This window comes from Burkholderia sp. Tr-20390 (genome assembly GCF_017104595.1).
In the GTDB taxonomy this organism is placed as follows: domain Bacteria; phylum Pseudomonadota; class Gammaproteobacteria; order Burkholderiales; family Burkholderiaceae; genus Burkholderia.
This window is the reverse complement of record NZ_JAAGPC010000032.1, coordinates 22,101-39,106: the sequence shown is the minus strand read 5'-3', so window position 1 is coordinate 39,106 and position 17,006 is coordinate 22,101. Positions and strand designations below refer to the sequence as shown.

General features: G+C 68.1%; 14 protein-coding genes. 7 read left to right on the top strand and 7 right to left on the bottom strand.

The features are described from left to right. Positions 1–134: 134 nt before the first annotated feature. Positions 135–938, bottom strand: a complete 804-nt coding sequence (locus tag G3N98_RS11895; RefSeq protein ID WP_089424610.1) for an EAL domain-containing protein — start codon at positions 936–938, stop codon at positions 135–137. A 364-nt stretch (positions 939–1,302) separates the two neighbouring features. On the opposite strand from G3N98_RS11895, the gene G3N98_RS11890 reads away from it, so the two are divergent. Genes G3N98_RS11890 through fahA form a run of 5 tightly spaced genes read left to right on the top strand, consistent with a single transcriptional unit; the run spans position 1,303 to position 7,232 of the window. Next, complete coding sequence (locus G3N98_RS11890) at positions 1,303–2,964, top strand: FAD-dependent oxidoreductase (RefSeq protein WP_206148290.1); 1,662 nt, start codon at positions 1,303–1,305, stop codon at positions 2,962–2,964. A gap of 28 nt (positions 2,965–2,992) precedes the next feature. Next, a complete protein-coding gene (locus G3N98_RS11885; protein WP_069247256.1) occupies positions 2,993–3,223 on the top strand; it encodes a DUF2783 domain-containing protein in 231 nt (76 codons plus the stop codon). Next, entirely contained in the window at positions 3,220–4,581 is a 1,362-nt protein-coding gene (locus G3N98_RS11880; protein WP_206148289.1) for an MFS transporter, read from the top strand. The genes G3N98_RS11885 and G3N98_RS11880 overlap by 4 nt, the downstream gene beginning before the upstream one ends. Positions 4,582–4,596: 15 nt before the next feature. Continuing rightward, the gene (gene hmgA / locus G3N98_RS11875) at positions 4,597–5,931 is read left to right on the top strand and encodes a homogentisate 1,2-dioxygenase (RefSeq protein WP_206148288.1); all 1,335 of its coding nucleotides are present in this window, start codon (positions 4,597–4,599) and stop codon (positions 5,929–5,931) included. Further along, complete coding sequence (gene fahA, locus G3N98_RS11870) at positions 5,928–7,232, top strand: fumarylacetoacetase (protein ID WP_206148287.1); 1,305 nt, start codon at positions 5,928–5,930, stop codon at positions 7,230–7,232. The genes hmgA and fahA overlap by 4 nt, the downstream gene beginning before the upstream one ends. A gap of 151 nt (positions 7,233–7,383) precedes the next feature. On the opposite strand, the gene G3N98_RS11865 is transcribed toward fahA, so the two are convergent. The 5 genes from G3N98_RS11865 to G3N98_RS11845 all read right to left on the bottom strand — a co-directional run bounded on the left by G3N98_RS11865 (position 7,384) and on the right by G3N98_RS11845 (position 13,000). Further along, positions 7,384–8,544: an MFS transporter gene (locus G3N98_RS11865; protein WP_089424615.1), complete on the bottom strand. Its 1,161-nt coding sequence runs from the start codon at positions 8,542–8,544 to the stop codon at positions 7,384–7,386. A gap of 93 nt (positions 8,545–8,637) precedes the next feature. Then, positions 8,638–9,807 carry an MFS transporter gene (locus G3N98_RS11860; RefSeq protein WP_206148286.1) on the bottom strand — a complete coding sequence of 390 codons (1,170 nt, stop codon included), beginning with the start codon at positions 9,805–9,807 and terminating at the stop codon, positions 8,638–8,640. 235 nt (positions 9,808–10,042) lie between these two features. Continuing rightward, positions 10,043–10,807 carry a 5,6-dimethylbenzimidazole synthase gene (gene bluB / locus G3N98_RS11855; RefSeq protein WP_206148285.1) on the bottom strand — a complete coding sequence of 255 codons (765 nt, stop codon included), beginning with the start codon at positions 10,805–10,807 and terminating at the stop codon, positions 10,043–10,045. A 180-nt stretch (positions 10,808–10,987) separates the two neighbouring features. After that, entirely contained in the window at positions 10,988–11,986 is a 999-nt protein-coding gene (locus tag G3N98_RS11850) for a 2-hydroxyacid dehydrogenase (protein WP_206148284.1), read from the bottom strand. Between the two features lie 30 nt (positions 11,987–12,016). After that, the gene (locus G3N98_RS11845; RefSeq protein ID WP_206148283.1) at positions 12,017–13,000 is read right to left on the bottom strand and encodes a LysR family transcriptional regulator; all 984 of its coding nucleotides are present in this window, start codon (positions 12,998–13,000) and stop codon (positions 12,017–12,019) included. Between the two features lie 753 nt (positions 13,001–13,753). Between G3N98_RS11845 and G3N98_RS11840 the strand changes: the two genes are divergently transcribed. Beyond that, a complete protein-coding gene (locus G3N98_RS11840) occupies positions 13,754–14,965 on the top strand; it encodes an alanine--glyoxylate aminotransferase family protein (protein ID WP_206148282.1) in 1,212 nt (403 codons plus the stop codon). A gap of 29 nt (positions 14,966–14,994) precedes the next feature. Here G3N98_RS11840 and G3N98_RS11835 read toward each other — a convergent pair whose 3' ends face one another. Beyond that, entirely contained in the window at positions 14,995–15,930 is a 936-nt protein-coding gene (locus G3N98_RS11835) for an AraC family transcriptional regulator (protein WP_089439334.1), read from the bottom strand. 135 nt (positions 15,931–16,065) lie between these two features. Between G3N98_RS11835 and G3N98_RS11830 the strand changes: the two genes are divergently transcribed. Next, a complete protein-coding gene (locus G3N98_RS11830) occupies positions 16,066–16,956 on the top strand; it encodes an EamA family transporter (RefSeq protein WP_174946126.1) in 891 nt (296 codons plus the stop codon). Positions 16,957–17,006: the final 50 nt, after the last annotated feature.

Here is a 17,006-nt window from a genome sequence, read left to right as displayed (position 1 = left end):
ACGAGGCCGGCAACCGCCGGCCGGACCTCGGACGACGGGGCGAGCCAGGCGGCCCGATCCCCACGTTACATCACCTGCATTCCTCTGTCGGCACGCGACGCCCCGCGTGTGCGAACCCCCTCATCCGCCGAGGCTCAGGCCGTCACGACCTTCGCAAACACGGGCCCCTGCATGAACCGGACGTCGTACTGGCGCAGCAGCTCGCACTGCGTTTCGTCGACGACGCCGTCGAAGATCAGCGGAATCCGCACGCGCTGCGCATAGGCGACGAGCGCCTTGACCATTCCGTCGCGCAATGCGATGCCCGCATCCATCTTGATGTAGTCCGGGCGCGCCATCTCCGATTCGACCGCGAGGATGCGGCCCGGGTCCGGCAGCTTGTCGGCGACCTTGAAGCCGTGATGCTGATAGCTGCGCGTCAGGTAGCCGAGGAAGGTCTTGTGCGCGACCGCGACCGCCGGCAGCTCGATCACGATCCGCTCGGCCGGCAGCCCGAAGCGCTGCAGCACCGACGAGAAGTGCTTGCCGTGGTCGTACTTCACGCTCTTCAGCAGCCGTTCGTGCACGCGCAGGAACAGCAGCCCATGGCGCTGCGCGCCAAAGAAATTGATGGCATGCAGCGCGCGCGACAGGCGGTCGATCGCGACGAGCGTCTGGTCGTCGACGGCCGAGTCGACCGGATCGTGCGGCGCGCCCGTGACGACCGTGACGGCCTGGAAGCCGAGCTCGTCGCCGTAGCGCTCGATCGCGTCGGCGAACGACGTCGATTGCGGTGCGCCCGGCATCGTCACGTCGTAGATCGGTTCGTAGGCGCTGCCGAGCGTGCGCTCGGGCAGGTTCGCGCTTGCGGTGCCGCCATCGGCGAGCGCGAGGTGATCCCGCAGATACGGCAGTTGCCCGGCACGGGCGACCAGCTCGGGAATGGTGGGCGGAATCATCGGCGTAAGAAGGAAAAACGGCGGCCGAACGGGCCGCCTCGTAGCTTGATATTAGCAGCGCCGGCCAAGCTCGGCTCGGCGTTTCGTTCATATGGTTATCCCGTCGTCGACGCTTCGGCTAGGGTTTACGTTGATTTCACTATTCGTAATTGGTTTTACTATTCGTAAATCCAGGATTTGTCGCCGATCAAGAAATGCGGCATGCGGGCGCCGCGAGACGGCGCCGTTCACGAATCAACAGGAAGCAAGGAGCGAGACGTGGCGGTTGACAGGAATGGCACGCGGGAGAGCGGCGCGGCGCGCCGGCAGGCGACGGGCGGGATGACGGGCGTGCCGGCCCGCGCCCGGCAGGGGTGAGGAGCGGATGGCGACCATGAGCATCGATTACCAGACGCTGAAGTTCGACTACCGCCCGCGTGCGCAGGACACGACCGTTCACCCGGTGATCGTCGTCGGCGCGGGCCCGGTGGGCCTCGCGGCCGCGATCGACCTCGCGCAGCAGGGCGTGAGCGTCGTGCTGCTCGACGACGACGACACGCTGTCGACCGGCTCGCGCGCAATCTGCTTCGCGAAGCGCACGCTCGAGATCTTCGACCGGCTCGGCTGCGGCGAGCGCTTCGTCGACAAGGGCGTGAGCTGGCACGTCGGCAAGGTGTTCCTGCAGGACGAGCAGTTGTACGCGTTCGACCTGCTGCCCGAGGAAGGGCATGCGCGCCCCGCGTTCATCAACCTGCAGCAGTACTACGTCGAAGGCTACCTGGCCGACCGCGCGTTCGAGCTGCCGAACATCGACATCCGCTGGAAGCACAAGGTCACGGGCGTCGACCAGTCGGCCGAACACGCGGTGCTGACGATCGAAACGCCGGAGGGCGTCGCGACGCTGCGCGCGCAGTACGTGATCGCGGCCGACGGCTCGCGCAGCCCGATGCGCACGATGATGGGCCTCGAAAGCCACGGCCGCACGTTCAAGGACCGTTTCCTGATCGCCGACGTGAAGATGAAGGCGGAGTTTCCGACCGAGCGCTGGTTCTGGTTCGACCCGCCGTTTCACCCGAATCAGTCGGTGCTGCTGCATCGCCAGCCCGACAACGTATGGCGCATCGACTTCCAGCTCGGCTGGGATGCCGACCCCGTCGCCGAGAAGCAGCCGGAGCGCGTGATCCCGCGCGTGCGTGCGCTGCTCGGGCCGGACGTCGAGTTCGAGCTCGAATGGGTGAGCGTCTATACGTTCCGCTGCCAGCGGATGGACACGTTCCGGCACGGCCGCGTGCTGTTCGCGGGCGATTCCGCGCACGGCGTGTCGCCGTTCGGCGCGCGCGGCGCGAACAGCGGCGTGCAGGATGCCGACAACCTCGCGTGGAAACTGAAGCTCGTGCTCGACGGCCGCTCGGCCGACAGCCTGCTCGACACGTATGCGAGCGAGCGCGAGTTCGCGGCCGACGAGAACATCCGCAACTCGACGCGCTCGACCGACTTCATCACGCCGAAAAGCCCGGTGTCGCGCGTGTTCCGCGATGCGACGCTGAAGCTTGCGCGCGACTGCGAATTCGCGCGCAAGCTTGTGAACAGCGGCCGCCTGTCGGTGCCGGCGGTGCTCGCCGATTCGCCGCTGAACACACCCGACCGCGACGGCGACGCCTTCGCGGGCGCGATGCGGCCGGGCGCTGCTGCGGCCGATGCGCCGGTCCGTCCGCGGGGCGCGTCGGGCCGGCTTCTGCAGCATCTGGGCAGCGGCTTCACCGGCGTGCTGTTCGGGTTGCCGGGCGATGCGGCCGCGCTCGCGCAGGCGCTCGATGGCCTCGCGCTGCCGGTGCGGCCCGTGCTCGTCGTGCCGGCCGGGCACGCGCAAGCGGTCGCGGGTGTCGTCGTCGTGGAGGACGTCGACGGCTTCGCCGCGCAACGCTACGACGCGAAGCCCGGCACGTTCTACCTGCTGCGTCCCGACCAGCACGTGTGCGCGCGCACGCGCACGCTCGACCGTCAGGCGCTGGCCGACGCACTGGCGCGCGCGACCTGCGCACGCTGAAAACGATAAAGACACCGGAGACTCCGTCATGCCCCCACTCGACACCCGCCCGCGCCTGGCCGATCCGGACGCGTTCTACGAAGCGCTGATCGACATGCATCGCGACCTGTCCGACGCCGACAGCCAGCTCGTCAACGCGAAGCTGATCCTGCTGCTCGCGAACCAGATCGGCGACGCCGACGTGCTGCGCGAAGCGATGGCGCTCGCGCGTCAGGGCGTGACGCCGCCCGTGCATCCGGCCGCCGAGGTGACGCAATGAGCGCGGCGCCGGCCGACGCGCGCGTGCTCGAAGTCGAGCGCGTGATCGACGAGACCCATCGCCCGGGCTTCCACTGGATGCTGCTCGTGTTGTGCGGGCTGTGCCTCGTGATCGACGGATTCGATGCGCAGGCGATGGGCTACGTCGCACCGAGCGTGATCGCCGAATGGGGCGTGCCGAAGCAGGCGCTGGGGCCCGTGTTCAGCGCGAGCCTGTTCGGGATGCTGCTCGGCGCGCTCGGGCTGTCGGTGCTGGCCGACCGGATCGGGCGGCGCCCGGTGCTGATCGGCTCGACGCTGTTCTTCGCGGTGACGATGCTCGCGACGCCGTTCGCGGGTTCGATCCCCGTGCTGATGGCGCTGCGCTTCGTCACGGGCCTCGGCCTCGGCTGCATCATGCCGAACGCGATGGCGCTGGTCGGCGAGTTCAGCCCGGCCGCGCATCGCGTGAAGCGGATGATGATCGTGTCGTGCGGCTTCACGCTTGGCGCGGCGATCGGCGGCTTCATCAGCGCCGCGCTGATTCCGGCGCTCGGCTGGCGGTCGGTGTTCTTCGTCGGCGGCGCGGTGCCGCTCGTGCTGACGATCGCGATGGTCGCGCGGCTGCCCGAGTCGCTGCAGTTCCTGGTGCTGAAAGGGCGCGTCGCGCAGGCACGCGCGTGGCTCGCGCATTTCGCGCCGCAGGCCGGCATCGATGCGAACACGCGGATCGTCGTGCGCGAGCGCGCCGCGACCGGCGCGCCGGTCGCCGAGCTGTTCAGCCACGGCCGCCTGCCGGTCACGCTGCTGCTGTGGGCGATCAGCTTCATGAACCTGATCGATTTGTACTTCCTGTCGAACTGGTTGCCGACCGTGATGCGCGACGCGGGCTATTCGCCGGGCACGGCGGTGATCGTCGGCACGGTGCTGCAGACGGGCGGCGTGATCGGCACGCTGTCGCTCGGCTGGTTCATCGAACGCTACGGCTTCGTGCGCGTGCTGTTCGCCTGCTTCGCGTGCGCGGCCGTATCGGTGGGGCTGATCGGCTCGGTCGCGCATGCGCTGCCGTGGCTGCTGGTGGTGGTGTTCGCGGGCGGGTTCTGCGTGGTCGGCGGGCAGCCGGCCGTGAATGCGCTCGCGGGCCAGTATTACCCGACGTCGCTGCGCTCGACGGGCATCGGCTGGAGCCTCGGCATCGGCCGGATCGGCTCGGTGCTCGGGCCGCTCGTCGGCGGACAACTGATTGCGCTCAACTGGTCGAACGGTGCGCTGTTCCACGCGGCCGCGGTGCCCGTGCTGTGCTCGGCGCTGTTCGTCCTCGGGCTTGCCGGCGTAACGCGGCGAAGCGGCGCGCAGGCGCCGAACGCCGCGATGAATTGAGGGAGAAAGGAAACGATGACGCTTGACCTGTCGAAGCCGGCAACCGCCGGCTACCAGAGCGGTTTCGCGAACGAATTCGCGACCGAGGCATTGCCCGGTGCGCTGCCGCACGGCCGCAACTCGCCGCAGCGCGCGCCGTACGGGCTGTACGCGGAGCAGCTGTCGGGCACGGCGTTCACCGCGCCGCGCGGCCACAACCGCCGCTCGTGGCTGTACCGTATCCGCCCGGCGGCCGTGCACCGGCCGTTCGAGCCGTATGCGGGCCCGCAGCGGCTCGTGTCGGAATTCGCTGATTCGGCCGACGTGCCGCCGACACCGCCGAACCAGCTGCGCTGGGATCCGCTGCCGATGCCGGTCGAGCCGACCGATTTCGTCGACGGGCTCGTGACGATGGCCGGCAATGGTTCGGCCGCCGCGATGAACGGCTGCGCGATCCACCTGTATGCGGCGAACCGCTCGATGCAGGACCGCTTCTTCTACAGCGCGGACGGCGAACTGCTGATCGTGCCGCAGCAGGGGCGGCTGTTCATCGCGACCGAATTCGGCCGGGTCGACGTCGAGCCGTTCGAGATCGCGGTGATCCCGCGCGGCGTGCGTTTTGCCGTCATGCTGCCGGACGGCGACGCGCGCGGCTATATCTGCGAGAACTTCGGCGCGCAACTGCGCCTGCCGGATCTCGGCCCGATCGGCTCGAACGGTCTCGCGAATCCGCGCGACTTCCTGACGCCGCAAGCCGCGTACGAAGACCGCGAAGGCGCATTCGAACTGATCGCGAAGCTGAACGGCCGGCTGTGGCGCGCGGACATCGGCCATTCGCCGCTCGACGTCGTCGCGTGGCACGGCAACTACGCGCCGTACAAATACGACCTGCGCCTGTTCAATACGATCGGCTCGATCAGCTACGATCATCCCGATCCGTCGATCTTCCTGGTGCTGCAGTCGCAGAGCGACACGCCGGGCGTCGACACGATTGACTTCGTGATCTTCCCGCCGCGCTGGCTCGCGGCCGAGGATACGTTCCGCCCGCCCTGGTTCCACCGCAACGTCGCGAGCGAATTCATGGGGCTCGTGCACGGCGCGTACGACGCGAAGGCCGAAGGCTTCGTGCCGGGCGGCGCGAGCCTGCACAACTGCATGTCGGGCCACGGGCCCGACGCGGACACGTTCGAGAAGGCGTCAGCGAGCGACACGACGAAGCCGCACAAGGTCGACGCGACGATGGCGTTCATGTTCGAAACCCGCACGCTGATCCGGCCGACGCGCTACGCGCTCGACACCGCGCAGCTGCAGGCCGACTACTTCGAATGCTGGCAAGGCATCAAGAAACATTTCAATCCGGAGCAACGATGAGCGATACCCAAGACTGGCGCGCGACGCTCGACCCGGCCCGCAAGAGCTGGGTCGAGACGGCGAACGATCCCGCCTGCGATTTCCCGATCCAGAACCTGCCGTTCGGGATCTTCAGCGATGCGAAGCAAGCGTCGCGCCGTGCGGGCGTGGCGCTCGGCGACCAGATCGTCGATCTCGCTGCGCTCGCGCGTGCGGGCCTCGTGACGCTGCCGGCCGGCGCCGACGTGTTCGCCGCGCCGACGCTCAATGCATTCATCGCGCTCGGCCGCGACGCATGGCGCAGCGTGCGCGTGCAGCTGTCCGATCTGTTCTCGCGCGACAACGTGCGGCTGCGTGACGATACGGCGCTGCGCGCACAGGTGCTCGTCGCGCAGCGCGACGCGACGCTGCATCTGCCGGTCGAGATTCCCGGCTATACCGATTTCTATTCGTCGAAGGAGCACGCGACCAACGTCGGCTCGATGTTCCGTGATCCGAAGAATGCGCTGCTGCCGAACTGGTCGGAGATGCCGATCGGCTACAACGGCCGCGCGTCGTCGGTGGTCGTGAGCGGCACGCCGGTGCGGCGCCCGAGCGGGCAACTGAAGCTGCCCGACCAGGAGCGCCCGGTGTTCGGTGCCTGCCGCAAGCTCGACATCGAACTGGAGACGGGTTTCATCGTCGGGAAGGGCAATGCGCTCGGCGAGCCGATCGCGTGCGAGGACGCGGAAGCGCATATTTTCGGCATGGTGCTGCTGAACGACTGGAGCGCGCGCGACATCCAGCAGTGGGAATACGTGCCGCTCGGGCCGTTCAATTCGAAGGGCTTCGCGACGACGATCTCGCCGTGGATCGTCACGCTCGACGCGCTCGAACCGTTCCGCGTCGCGCAGCCGGAGCAGTCGCCGCAGCCGCTCGCGTATCTGCGGCATGCGGGCAAGCATGCGTTCGACATCGCGCTCGAAGTGACGCTGCGCGCGGAAGGGGCGGCCGAAGCCACGTCGATCAGCCGCACGAACTTCAAGCACATGTACTGGACGATGGCGCAGCAACTCGCGCATCACACGGTTGCTGGCTGCAACACGCGCGTGGGCGACCTGATGGGTTCGGGCACGATCAGCGGGCCGACGAAGGATTCGTTCGGCAGCCTGCTCGAACTGACGTGGAACGGCAAGGAGCCGGTCGCGCTGAACGGTGGCGGCAGCCGCGCGTTCATCGAGGACGGCGACGAGCTCACGCTCGCCGGATGGTGCCAGGGCGACGGTTACCGGGTCGGCTTCGGCGCGTGCGTCGGCAAGATCCTGCCGGCGTTGAAGGCGTAACGCGCAACGTGGCGCACACGTGAGCATGACGGCCCGCATTGCGCGGGCCGTCGTCGTTTTCGCAATGTGACCGGTGTATCGGTGGACGGGCGGCGTGTGTTCGTGCCGTCGTCGTTTGGGCGGCGCGCGGCGGTATGCTCGCGCCCCGGTGTCAGACCGCGCGTTGCGGCGCGACGCGGCGCTCCCACAGCGCGGCCGCGACGAACGCCGCGACACAGACGACCAGCACGCCGACCAGCGCGTGGCTGCCCAGTTGTTCCATCAACGCGCCGGCGACCAGCGGGCCGCCGAAGCTCGCGGCGCTCCACGACGCCGACACGAGCGAGCTCGCGGTGACGAGCGCCGCACCGCGGAAGCGTTCACCGCACGCGACGAGCGACAGCGTGTAGATGCTGCCGGCCGCCGCGCCGAGCACGAACAGCAACGGCCAGCACAGCCACGGATTGGCGATCACGAACGGCAGCAGCGGCAGGCCGGCGAGCACGATCCAGCCTGCGCCGAGGTGCACGCGTTCGCGGCCGAGCTTGTCCGCGAGCCAGCCGATCGGGAACTGCATCGCGGTATCGCCGAACAGCATGATCGACGCGAGCAGCACGGCGGTGGCGCTCGCGACGCCGTGATCCATCGCGTAGAGGGGCAGCAGCGACAGCGCGAGCGTATCGAACAGCGCGAAGAAGCCGGTGCCGATGATCAGCGCGGGCATGCGCGGCAGGATGTCGAGCCAGCGGCCGTGTGCTTCGTGATGCGCGTCGTCGCCGGCGAGCGGCGCGCGCCGGATCGTCGCGAGCGTCGGCAGCGCGAGCAGGAACAGCGCGCCGCACAGCGCGAAGCGGATGCTCGTCGCACCGGCGATCTGGCTCACGAGCACGGGGCCCGCCATCTGGAACAGCGTGAAATTGGTCGCGTAGATCGCGACGACGCGGCCGCGCGTCGAATCGTCGGCGAGCTGGTTGACCCACGCCTCGCCGATCGTGAACAGCAGCATCAGCGCGGCACCGCACAGCACGCGCAGCGCGCCCCACAGGATCAGGTTCGACGTGAACTGCATCAGCGCGGTGGCCGCCGCGAGCAGCACGACCGACACGACGATCGCGCGGCGCGAGCCGATATGCCGCGCGAGCGCGGTGACGAACGGGACGATCGCGAGGCCGCCGAGGGCCTGCGCGGCCGTCAGCATGCCGACGACGTTGGTGCCGTGTCCGGCTTCGGTCAGCGCGAGTGCGGTGAGCGGCAGCGTGGCGCCGGTGCCGAGACCGACGACCGCGACGCTCAGAATGAGTGCGAGGAAATCGCGATTAAGAATGGCTTTCATCGGCGAGGATGCTACACCGCGGACCTTGAAAGGTCCATGAAGGCCATCAGCATTGAGTGGAGTTGTGCTCGCAACGATTTCAGCAGGGTTGCGTCACACGTACTCGGTCGGCATGGCCACCGGTCGACGTTCGAGCGACGCCGACCACAGCGTGAGCGCGAGCGCCGCGACGGCCATCGCGACGCCGACCCACGGCAGGTTCACGAGCGACACGCCGGAGCCGATCGCCATCCCGCCGAGCCATGCGCCCGTCGCGTTGCCGAGGTTGAACGCACCCTGGTTCAGCGTCGACGCGAGGTTCGGCGCGTCGCTGGCGCGGTCGACGATCAGGATCTGCAGCGGCGGCACGATCGCGAACGCGAGGATGCCCCACACGAAGATCGTCGCGAGCGCGGCGAACGGCAGGTGCATCGTGCCCGCGAACAGCGTGAGGACCACGCCGATCAGCGCGAGCGTCGCGATCAGCGACGGCATCCGGCGCCAGTCGGCGAGCTTGCCGCCGAGCGTGCCGCCGACCGTCAGCCCGAGGCCGAACAACAGCAGCACGTAGGTGACCTGGCGCGGCGAGAAGCCCGTCACGTCCTCGAGGATCGGCGTGATGTACGTGAACACGCTGAACAGGCTGGCCGAGGCGAGCACGCTGATGCCGAGCACCATCAGCACCTGCGGATGTTTCAGCACGCTGAATTCGCGCGTGATGCTGGTGTCGGGCATCGCGAGATGCTTCGGCAGGCAGACGGCGAGCGCGGCGGCCGCGGCGATGCCGATGCCGGTGACGGCCCAGAACGTCGCGCGCCAGCCGTATGCCTGGCCGAGCGCGGTGCCGAGCGGCACCCCGAGCACGTTCGCGAGCGTGAGCCCGGTGAACATCAGTGCGATCGCCTGCGCGCGACGGTTCGGCGCGACGAGGTTGCTCGCGACCACCGAGCCGATTCCGAAGAACGCGCCGTGGCAGAACGCGGTGACGACGCGCGCGGCCATCAGCACCGCATAGCCCGGGGCGATCGCGCAGAACAGGTTGCCCGCGATGAACAGGCCGATGAGGCCCATCAGCGCGCGCTTGCGCGGCATCTTCGCGGTGACGATCGCGAGGATCGGCGCACCGATCGTCACGCCGAGCGCATAGCCCGACACGAGCATGCCGGCGGCCGGGATCGACACGCCGAGATCGCGCGCGACATTGGGCAGTAGCCCCATGATCACGAACTCGGTGGTACCGATTCCAAATGCGGCGACGGCGAGGGCGAAAAGAGGTAAGGGCATCGCGGTGGGCTCGGGAAAAGCCGCCGCTCGGGCGGGCGCAGGATGCGCGGGACGGGCGGGCGGTAAGGCGAACGACAGCCGCGATTCTACTTCAGTGAAAACCCCTATGCTTGGGGCCAAAACGGTTGTTGCCGGCGTGCGACGGGCTTGCCCGCGTGGCGCTCACAGTGTGGGATTCGGCGGCCTTTGCGGCGGTGAAATTGCGGGGGCCGGAACGATGACGGCGGGGGGCTCGTCAGGCGATGCGTTCGGGGGACCCGCAAACGCTCGTGGTCGAAGCGCTTGCCGAGCCGGCCCCGGTTTCCGTGGCCGCGTCCGCCGCGTCGGCGGGGGACGAAGGCGAGCCGGCGGCATTGATCGCGGCCGGATCGTCCCAGCCGTTTTCGAACAGGCACGCTTCGATCGGCATCCGCGCGGCCCAACGTTCCTGCTCGAGCATCGGCTTCGCATAGAACGCGTCGACGTGCCCGACACACAGCACCGCGATTGGCTTCGCGCCGTCGGGCATCCGCAGCAGCGCGCGCAGCGCATCGACGTCGAACAGCGATACCCAGCCCATCCCGAGCCCTTCGGCGCGGGCCGCGAGCCACATGTTCTGGATCGCGCAGGCCGCGGACGCGAGATCCATCTCCGGCAGCGTGCGACGGCCGAACACGTGGCGCTCGCGGCCGTCGGCGAGCGCGACGACCAGCAGCTCGCCGCATTCGCGCACGCCTTCGACCTTCAGCCGCATGAATTCGTCCTGGCGCTCGCCGAGCGCGTCGGCGGTCGCACGGCGCTCGGCCTCGACCAGCGCATGGATCGCAGTGCGCAGCGCCGGATCGGTGACGCGGATGAAGCGCCACGGCTGCATGAAGCCGACGCTCGGTGCATGATGCGCCGCGCGCAGCAGGCGCGCGAGCACGGCGGGATCGACGGGCGCCGGCGTGAAGTGGCGCATGTCGCGCCGTTCGAAAATGGCGCGGTAGACGGCGGCGATGTCGGAATCGTCGAAACGCATGGACGGGAGGGGGCGGGATAACGTCGGCGCAACGATAGCAGACGGCACACGCGCCGCGTTACATCATTTGAAACAAAGCACGAAATTGTTGATGCAAAAGGTCGTGTTTTCAGCGGCGACCAAAAGCAAACGATTGCGGTATCGCTTGCAGCCATGAAATGAGCCGGTTTCGTCGATTTCTCAGCGATTCGCGGTCACGACGTTCTGCGGCGCGCCGGCGTGCCACGCCTCGATGTTCAACAGCGTGGTGTGCGCGATCTCGGCGAGCGCCTCGCGCGTGAAGAATGCCTGGTGCGACGTGACGATCACGTTCGGGAACGTCAGCAGCCGCGCGAGCACGTCGTCCTGCAGCGGCAGGTCGGAGTGATCCTCGAAGAAGAGCCCGCTTTCCTCTTCGTACACGTCGAGCCCGAGATGGCCGAGCTGGCCGCTCTTGAGCGCGTCGACCAGCGCCTGCGCATCGACGAGGCCGCCGCGCCCGGTGTTGATCAGCATCGCGCCGTGCTTCATTCGCGCGAGCGTCCGTTCGTTGATCAGATGGTGCGTCGCCGGCAGCAGCGGGCAGTGCAGGCTGACGATGTCGGCGTGGTGCAGCAATTCGTCGAGCGCGACATAGCGCGCGCCGAACGCGATCAGCTCGTCGTTGTACGGCGGCACCGAGTGCGCGAGCACATGCATCCCGAAGCCCATCATGATCTTCGCGAACACGCTGCCGATGATGCCGGTGCCGATCACGCCGACGGTCTTGCCGTGCAGGTCGAAGCCGAGCAGGCCGTTCAGCGAGAAGTCGCCCTCGCGGGTGCGCGCGACGGCGCGCGGCAGGCGGCGGTTGAGGGCGAGGATCAGCGCGACCGCGTGTTCGGCAACCGCGTGCGGTGAATAGGCGGGCACGCGCACGACCGTGATGCCGAGCCGCTCGGCGGCGGCCAGGTCGACGTGGTTGAAGCCCGCCGAGCGCAGCGCGATCAGGCGCGTGCCGCCGTCCGCCAGCCGTTCGAGGACGGCCGCGTCGACGGTGTCGTTGACGAACGGGCAGACGACGTCATAGCCATGCGCGAGGATCGCGGTTTCCGCGTCGAGGTGCGACGGCTGGAAGTGCAGCCGATAGCCGAACCGCCGGTTGGCGGCAGCAAACGAATCGTCGTCGTACTGCCGGCTGCTGAACAGGATCACGCGCACGCTGCACCTCCGAAGGCTGACGCGCGCAGTTTACTGCAGCCCCGTGACGATGTCGGAGCGGTCGGGCCCGCGCGACGGCCGCAGGAAACCGTAATCGGTGCGTTCGCGGGCCGGCTGCGCGCTGAAGTGATCGAGCGCGTGCTCGACGAAGCTGCGCGTGCGGGCCGGCACGTACTGGCGGTTCGGATAGACGAGCGACAACTGCGTGTCGGGATCGTCGATCCGGTAGCCGGCCATGAGCCGCACGAGCGCGCCGCTGGCGAGCGCGCTGGCGACGCACGGCTCGGGCAGCACCGCGATGCCCGCACCGGCCACGGCGGCCGCGTGGACGAGCGCGAGCTGGTTGACCGTGCAGGTCGGACGCACCGTGACGGAATGCGCGACGCCGTCGTGGCCGACCAGTTGCCACGCGGGTGCATGCTGGTGCGGTGCGAGCGTGACCCAGTCGTGGCCCGGCAGGTCGTCGGGCAGGCGCGGCTCGCCGCGTCGCTCGAGATAGGCCGGCGCAGCTACCGCAACGAACGGATTCGGTGACAGGGCGTGGCCGATCAGCGTCGGGTTGCCGTCGAACCGGTTGCCCGTGACGATGCCGACGTCGTACCCGGAATCGAGCACGTCGAGCGGCCCCTCGGCGACGGTCAGCTGCACGCGCAACTCGGGGTAGCGGCGCCGGAAGCTGCTGACGAGCGGTGTCAGCGCAAGCGGCGACAGCAGGCCCGACGCGACGACGCGCAGCGTGCCGGCCGGTTCGCGCACGGCATGCGCGACGGACGATTCGAGGTGATCGAATTCCTCGAGCAGCGCCCGGCACCCTTCGAGGTAGCGCACGCCGGCCTCGGTGAGCGACAGGTTCCGCGTGGTGCGGTGGATCAGCCGGGTGTTCAGGTGGCCCTCGAGCATCGCGATCGAACGCGTGACGAGTGCATTGGACACGCCGAGATGGTGCGCCGCGCGCCGGAAGCTCTGTTGCTCGGCGACGCAGACGAATACACGCATGGTCTGAATCTGGTTCATGGCTTGCGTATTTCTGGCCCGGTTGATTGATTATGGTTGTGGCTTTACGCCGCGCGACCTCGAAAGCGCATCGCGCGGCCCTCAGTTTTCCGTCGTATCGAAAAATCGTTTTCTTCGATTCCGCAGACGATTGTTCAATACAGCGCGATATCCGTCAACCTGAGAAAAGCGGCGGGTTGCGGAAAATCGAAATCGGGAGTAACGCGTTAAACGCAGTGCTGTCTGGCATGCCTGTCGTTCAAAGGTGGCGCGATATTGGATAAGCATGTTGGGTGAGAATAATGTCCATTTAATTCAATGGGTTGTTAGCTATTTGTGTGAATTTTTTCAGGTATTGCCAGGAAGCGTGCCCCAATTCATGCCGCGATAATGGATGTTTTGTGTCATGCGAGAGTTTTGCGTATCGGATTCTGGGTGATGATTTTCATCACGGTTCTGGTCTATTTCAATCGATACGGAAGTCGTGCTGAAGCGGCGATGTCGATGGAGCGCGATGTTATTGACGGAGAAAATCGTGCGCTTGACGCACGAGTGGAACCGTTTCACACCCTGGCCGGCAATCCATTTTCAATCCGAATGGCCGGCGTGCGACCCGCGCACGGCCGGCTGGCCCGGTCCGGCGACCGGGCCACCGTCGCGCTGTCCGGCCGCGCGTGCCTCTTGCGCGAGGCGGCGGAACGCGGAATGATCGATCAGTTCGCCATGCAGCGCGGCGGGCGCTCGTGCACTTCCTTTCCTCACCTTTTACCAGCCATGTCCATCGATTACTCGCCGATTCCCTGTCCCGTCGTCGTGCCGCTCGACGCGATCCTGCCCGAAGAACCGCTGCTGATGATGGGGGCCGGCCCGGTCCCGATCCCGGCCGCCGTCGCGAAGGCGAACACGGTCGTGATCAACCACCTCGGCGCGACGATGGCGAAGATCATCGAGCAGGTGAAGGAGATGGCGCGCTACGTGTTCCAGACCCGCACGAAGTGGGTGCTCGGCGTCGCGGGCCCCGGTTCGGCCGCGATGGAAATGGCGATCTCGAACCTCGCGTGGCGCGGCACGCGCGTGCTGTCGATCCGCAACGGTTTCTTCAGCGCGCGGATGGCCGAGATGGCCACGCGCGTCGGCGCCGACGTCGCGACGCTCGAAGTGGCCGACCGCGCGGTCGCCAGCCTCGACGAGATCGCGGACGCCATCGCGCGCGAGCGGCCCGAGATCGTCACGATCGTGCAGGGCGAGACGTCGAACACCGTGTGGAATCGCGACCTGCGCGACATTGCGGCGCTCGCGAAGGCGGCCGGCGCGCTGGTCGTGGTCGACGCGGTGTGCACGCTGTCGACGATGCCGCTCGAGATGGACGCGTGGGGCATCGACGCGGTGATCACCGGCGGCCAGAAGGGGCTGTCGTCGATCCCGGGCGTGTCGCTGATCGCGTTCTCCGACGCCGCATGGGAGCGCATGAAGCAGCGCCCCGAACCGAATGCGCACTGGTGCCTCGACATGGCGCTTGCAGAAAACTTCTGGCACAACGCGGGCTATCACTACACGGCGCCCGTGTCCGGCGTGCTCGCGCTGCACGAAGCGCTGCGGCTCGTCTGCGCGGAAACGCTCGAAAGCCGCTTCGCGCGCCACCTGCGCTGCTCGCTCGCGCTGCAGGCGGGCGTCGAGTCGATGGGGCTCAAGCTCTACGCGCCGAAGGACTGCCGGCTCAATTCAGTGGTCGGGATCGAGACGCCGGAAGGGCTCACGCCGGGAATGGTCTGCGGCCATATCTCGAAGCAATACCAGGTCGAGATCTCGGGCTCGTTCGGCTTGCCGATCGTACGGATCGGGCAGATGGGCGAGCAGTGCCGCGAACACAACCTGTTCCGCACGCTGCATGCGTTCGGCCGCACGATGGTCGACCTGAAGGTGCCGGTCGACCTGCCGGCCGGCGTCGCGGCGCTCGAACAGGAACTGTCGCGGCGCGGCGCGTAAGCAGGGAAACGGGGAAAAAGGGGCCGCGCTCAGCGGCCCTGCATCGCGCGCCGGTACGTATTCGGCGTCGTGCCATGTGCGTCGCGAAAGCGATGGCTGAAGTGGCCGGCGTTCGCATAGCCGCAGTCGGCCGCGATCTGCGCGAGCGGCAGCGCCGTCGTGCGCAGCAGCTCGCGTGCCCGCGCGAGGCGCTGTTCGGCCACCCACGCGTGCGGCGCGCGGCCGAACGACAGCCGGAACATCCGCGAGAAGTGGTACTCGGACAGCGCGGCGACGTCGGCGAGTTCGCCGAGCGTCAGCGGTTGCGTCAGGTACGTGTCGATGTAGTCGCGCACGCGGCGGCGCACGGCCGGTGCGAGCCCGCCGCGGAACGACGTGTCGGTGCGGGTCGTGCTCTGTCCGCGCAGCAGCAGGCTCAGCACCTCGTGCGCGGTCTCGTTCACGCGCAGCCGTTCGTCGGCATCGTCCCAGCCGTCCAGCGCGAGCGAGCGCAGCAGCGCGGCGACGCGCGCATCCTCGAAGTAAGTGCGGTCGGCGAGCTTCAGCTCGCGCGGCTCGCGGTCGAGTTCGCGGATCGCACGCTGCGTGAAGTGTTCGGGCAGGAAATACAGGTGGATGAAGTGCATCTCGCCGCGCACCCACCAGCGCGATTCATGGTCGCCCGGCAGCGCGCACAGCAGGCTCGGCGCGCCGTAGCGCGGCACGCGCTGGCGTTCGGTCCGGTAACCGCCGTCGAGGTAGCACGACAGCGTGTGGTGGCCCGGCTGCTCGTAGACCGTCTCGCTTTCGTCGGTGATCCGCGTCCATTCGGCGATCGCCAGATGGTCGCCGAGCCACGCGAAGCGCTCGAGCGTCGCGTTCGCGTCCGCGAGCGTGCGGCAGACCGACTGCAGGCCGAACGGCAGATCGCCGCCAGCCAGGGCGGTGGGGTGGTCGACAGGGGGCGCGGAAAGGGAGAGGCTCATGATGGGCCGAGTATAAGCGGGCGCGCGGCGCCGCGTGCGGCGGCCCGAAAAAGACCGCAATTCCGGACAATCGGCGTGCGCCGGGCGGCGGCATAGTCGGGATCCGTTTCACCTGCTTTTTGGATCGTTGCCGCCATGAACCTGTCGCTTTATTTCGTCACCGTGCTGATCTGGGGTACCACCTGGATCGCGATCAAGTGGCAGCTCGGCGCCGTGCCGCCGCCCGTGTCGATTGCATGGCGCTTCTGGCTCGCGGCCGCCGTGCTGTTCGCGCTGCTGCGCGTGATGCGCCGGCCGGTGCGCCCGCCGCGCGAAGCGTGGCGCTTTCTCCTCGCGCAGGGCTTCGCGCTGTTCTGCCTGAACTTCCTGTGCTTCTACTATGCGGAGCAGGTCGTGCCGAGCGGCCTCGTCGCGGTGATCTTCTCGACCGCGCCACTGCTGAACTCGATCAACGGCCGCCTGTTCATGGGCCGTCCGCTGCGGCCGTCGGCGATTGCCGGTGCGCTGCTCGGGCTGGCCGGCATCGCGTGCCTGTTCTGGCAGCAGATGGCCGGCCATCTCGACGACCACGCGACGTGGACGGGGCTCGCGATCGCGTTCGCGGGCACGATGTGCTTCTCGATCGGCAACCTGCTGTCGAGCCGGATGCAGTCGATGGGTCTGCACCCGCTCGCGACCAACGGCTGGGCGATGCTGATCGGCGCGGCGATCCTGACCGTCGGCAGCGTGGTGGCCGGGATGCCGTTCACGCTCGACACGAGCCCGCGTTATCTCGGCGCGCTCGTCTACCTGGCCGTGCCCGGCTCGGTGATCGGCTTTACCGCCTATCTGACCCTCGTCGGCCGGATCGGGCCGGAGCGCGCCGCGTACTGCACGGTGCTGTTCCCGATCGTCGCGCTGGCCGTGTCGACGGTGTTCGAGGGCTACCAGTGGTCGCCGCTCGCGGTGGTCGGGCTGCTGCTGGTGGTGGCCGGCAACCTGGTCGCGTTCGACCTGACGCGGCGGTTGTTTTTGCGGGCTGCCTGAGACGTTCGGGGCTGCGCGAACGCACGATCGAGGAACGTGGCGAACGGTCG

Coding starts and splice junctions, on each gene's coding strand:
- G3N98_RS11830 (WP_174946126.1), top strand. CDS start 16,066: ATGAACCTGTCGCTTTATTTCGTCACCGTGCTGATCTGGGGTACCACC.
- G3N98_RS11895 (WP_089424610.1), bottom strand. CDS start 938: ATGATTCCGCCCACCATTCCCGAGCTGGTCGCCCGTGCCGGGCAACTG.
- bluB (WP_206148285.1), bottom strand. CDS start 10,807: ATGCGTTTCGACGATTCCGACATCGCCGCCGTCTACCGCGCCATTTTC.
- G3N98_RS11865 (WP_089424615.1), bottom strand. CDS start 8,544: ATGAAAGCCATTCTTAATCGCGATTTCCTCGCACTCATTCTGAGCGTC.
- fahA (WP_206148287.1), top strand. CDS start 5,928: ATGAGCGATACCCAAGACTGGCGCGCGACGCTCGACCCGGCCCGCAAG.
- G3N98_RS11880 (WP_206148289.1), top strand. CDS start 3,220: ATGAGCGCGGCGCCGGCCGACGCGCGCGTGCTCGAAGTCGAGCGCGTG.
- hmgA (WP_206148288.1), top strand. CDS start 4,597: ATGACGCTTGACCTGTCGAAGCCGGCAACCGCCGGCTACCAGAGCGGT.
- G3N98_RS11885 (WP_069247256.1), top strand. CDS start 2,993: ATGCCCCCACTCGACACCCGCCCGCGCCTGGCCGATCCGGACGCGTTC.
- G3N98_RS11860 (WP_206148286.1), bottom strand. CDS start 9,807: ATGCCCTTACCTCTTTTCGCCCTCGCCGTCGCCGCATTTGGAATCGGT.
- G3N98_RS11845 (WP_206148283.1), bottom strand. CDS start 13,000: ATGAACCAGATTCAGACCATGCGTGTATTCGTCTGCGTCGCCGAGCAA.
- G3N98_RS11890 (WP_206148290.1), top strand. CDS start 1,303: ATGGCGACCATGAGCATCGATTACCAGACGCTGAAGTTCGACTACCGC.
- G3N98_RS11835 (WP_089439334.1), bottom strand. CDS start 15,930: ATGAGCCTCTCCCTTTCCGCGCCCCCTGTCGACCACCCCACCGCCCTG.
- G3N98_RS11840 (WP_206148282.1), top strand. CDS start 13,754: ATGTCCATCGATTACTCGCCGATTCCCTGTCCCGTCGTCGTGCCGCTC.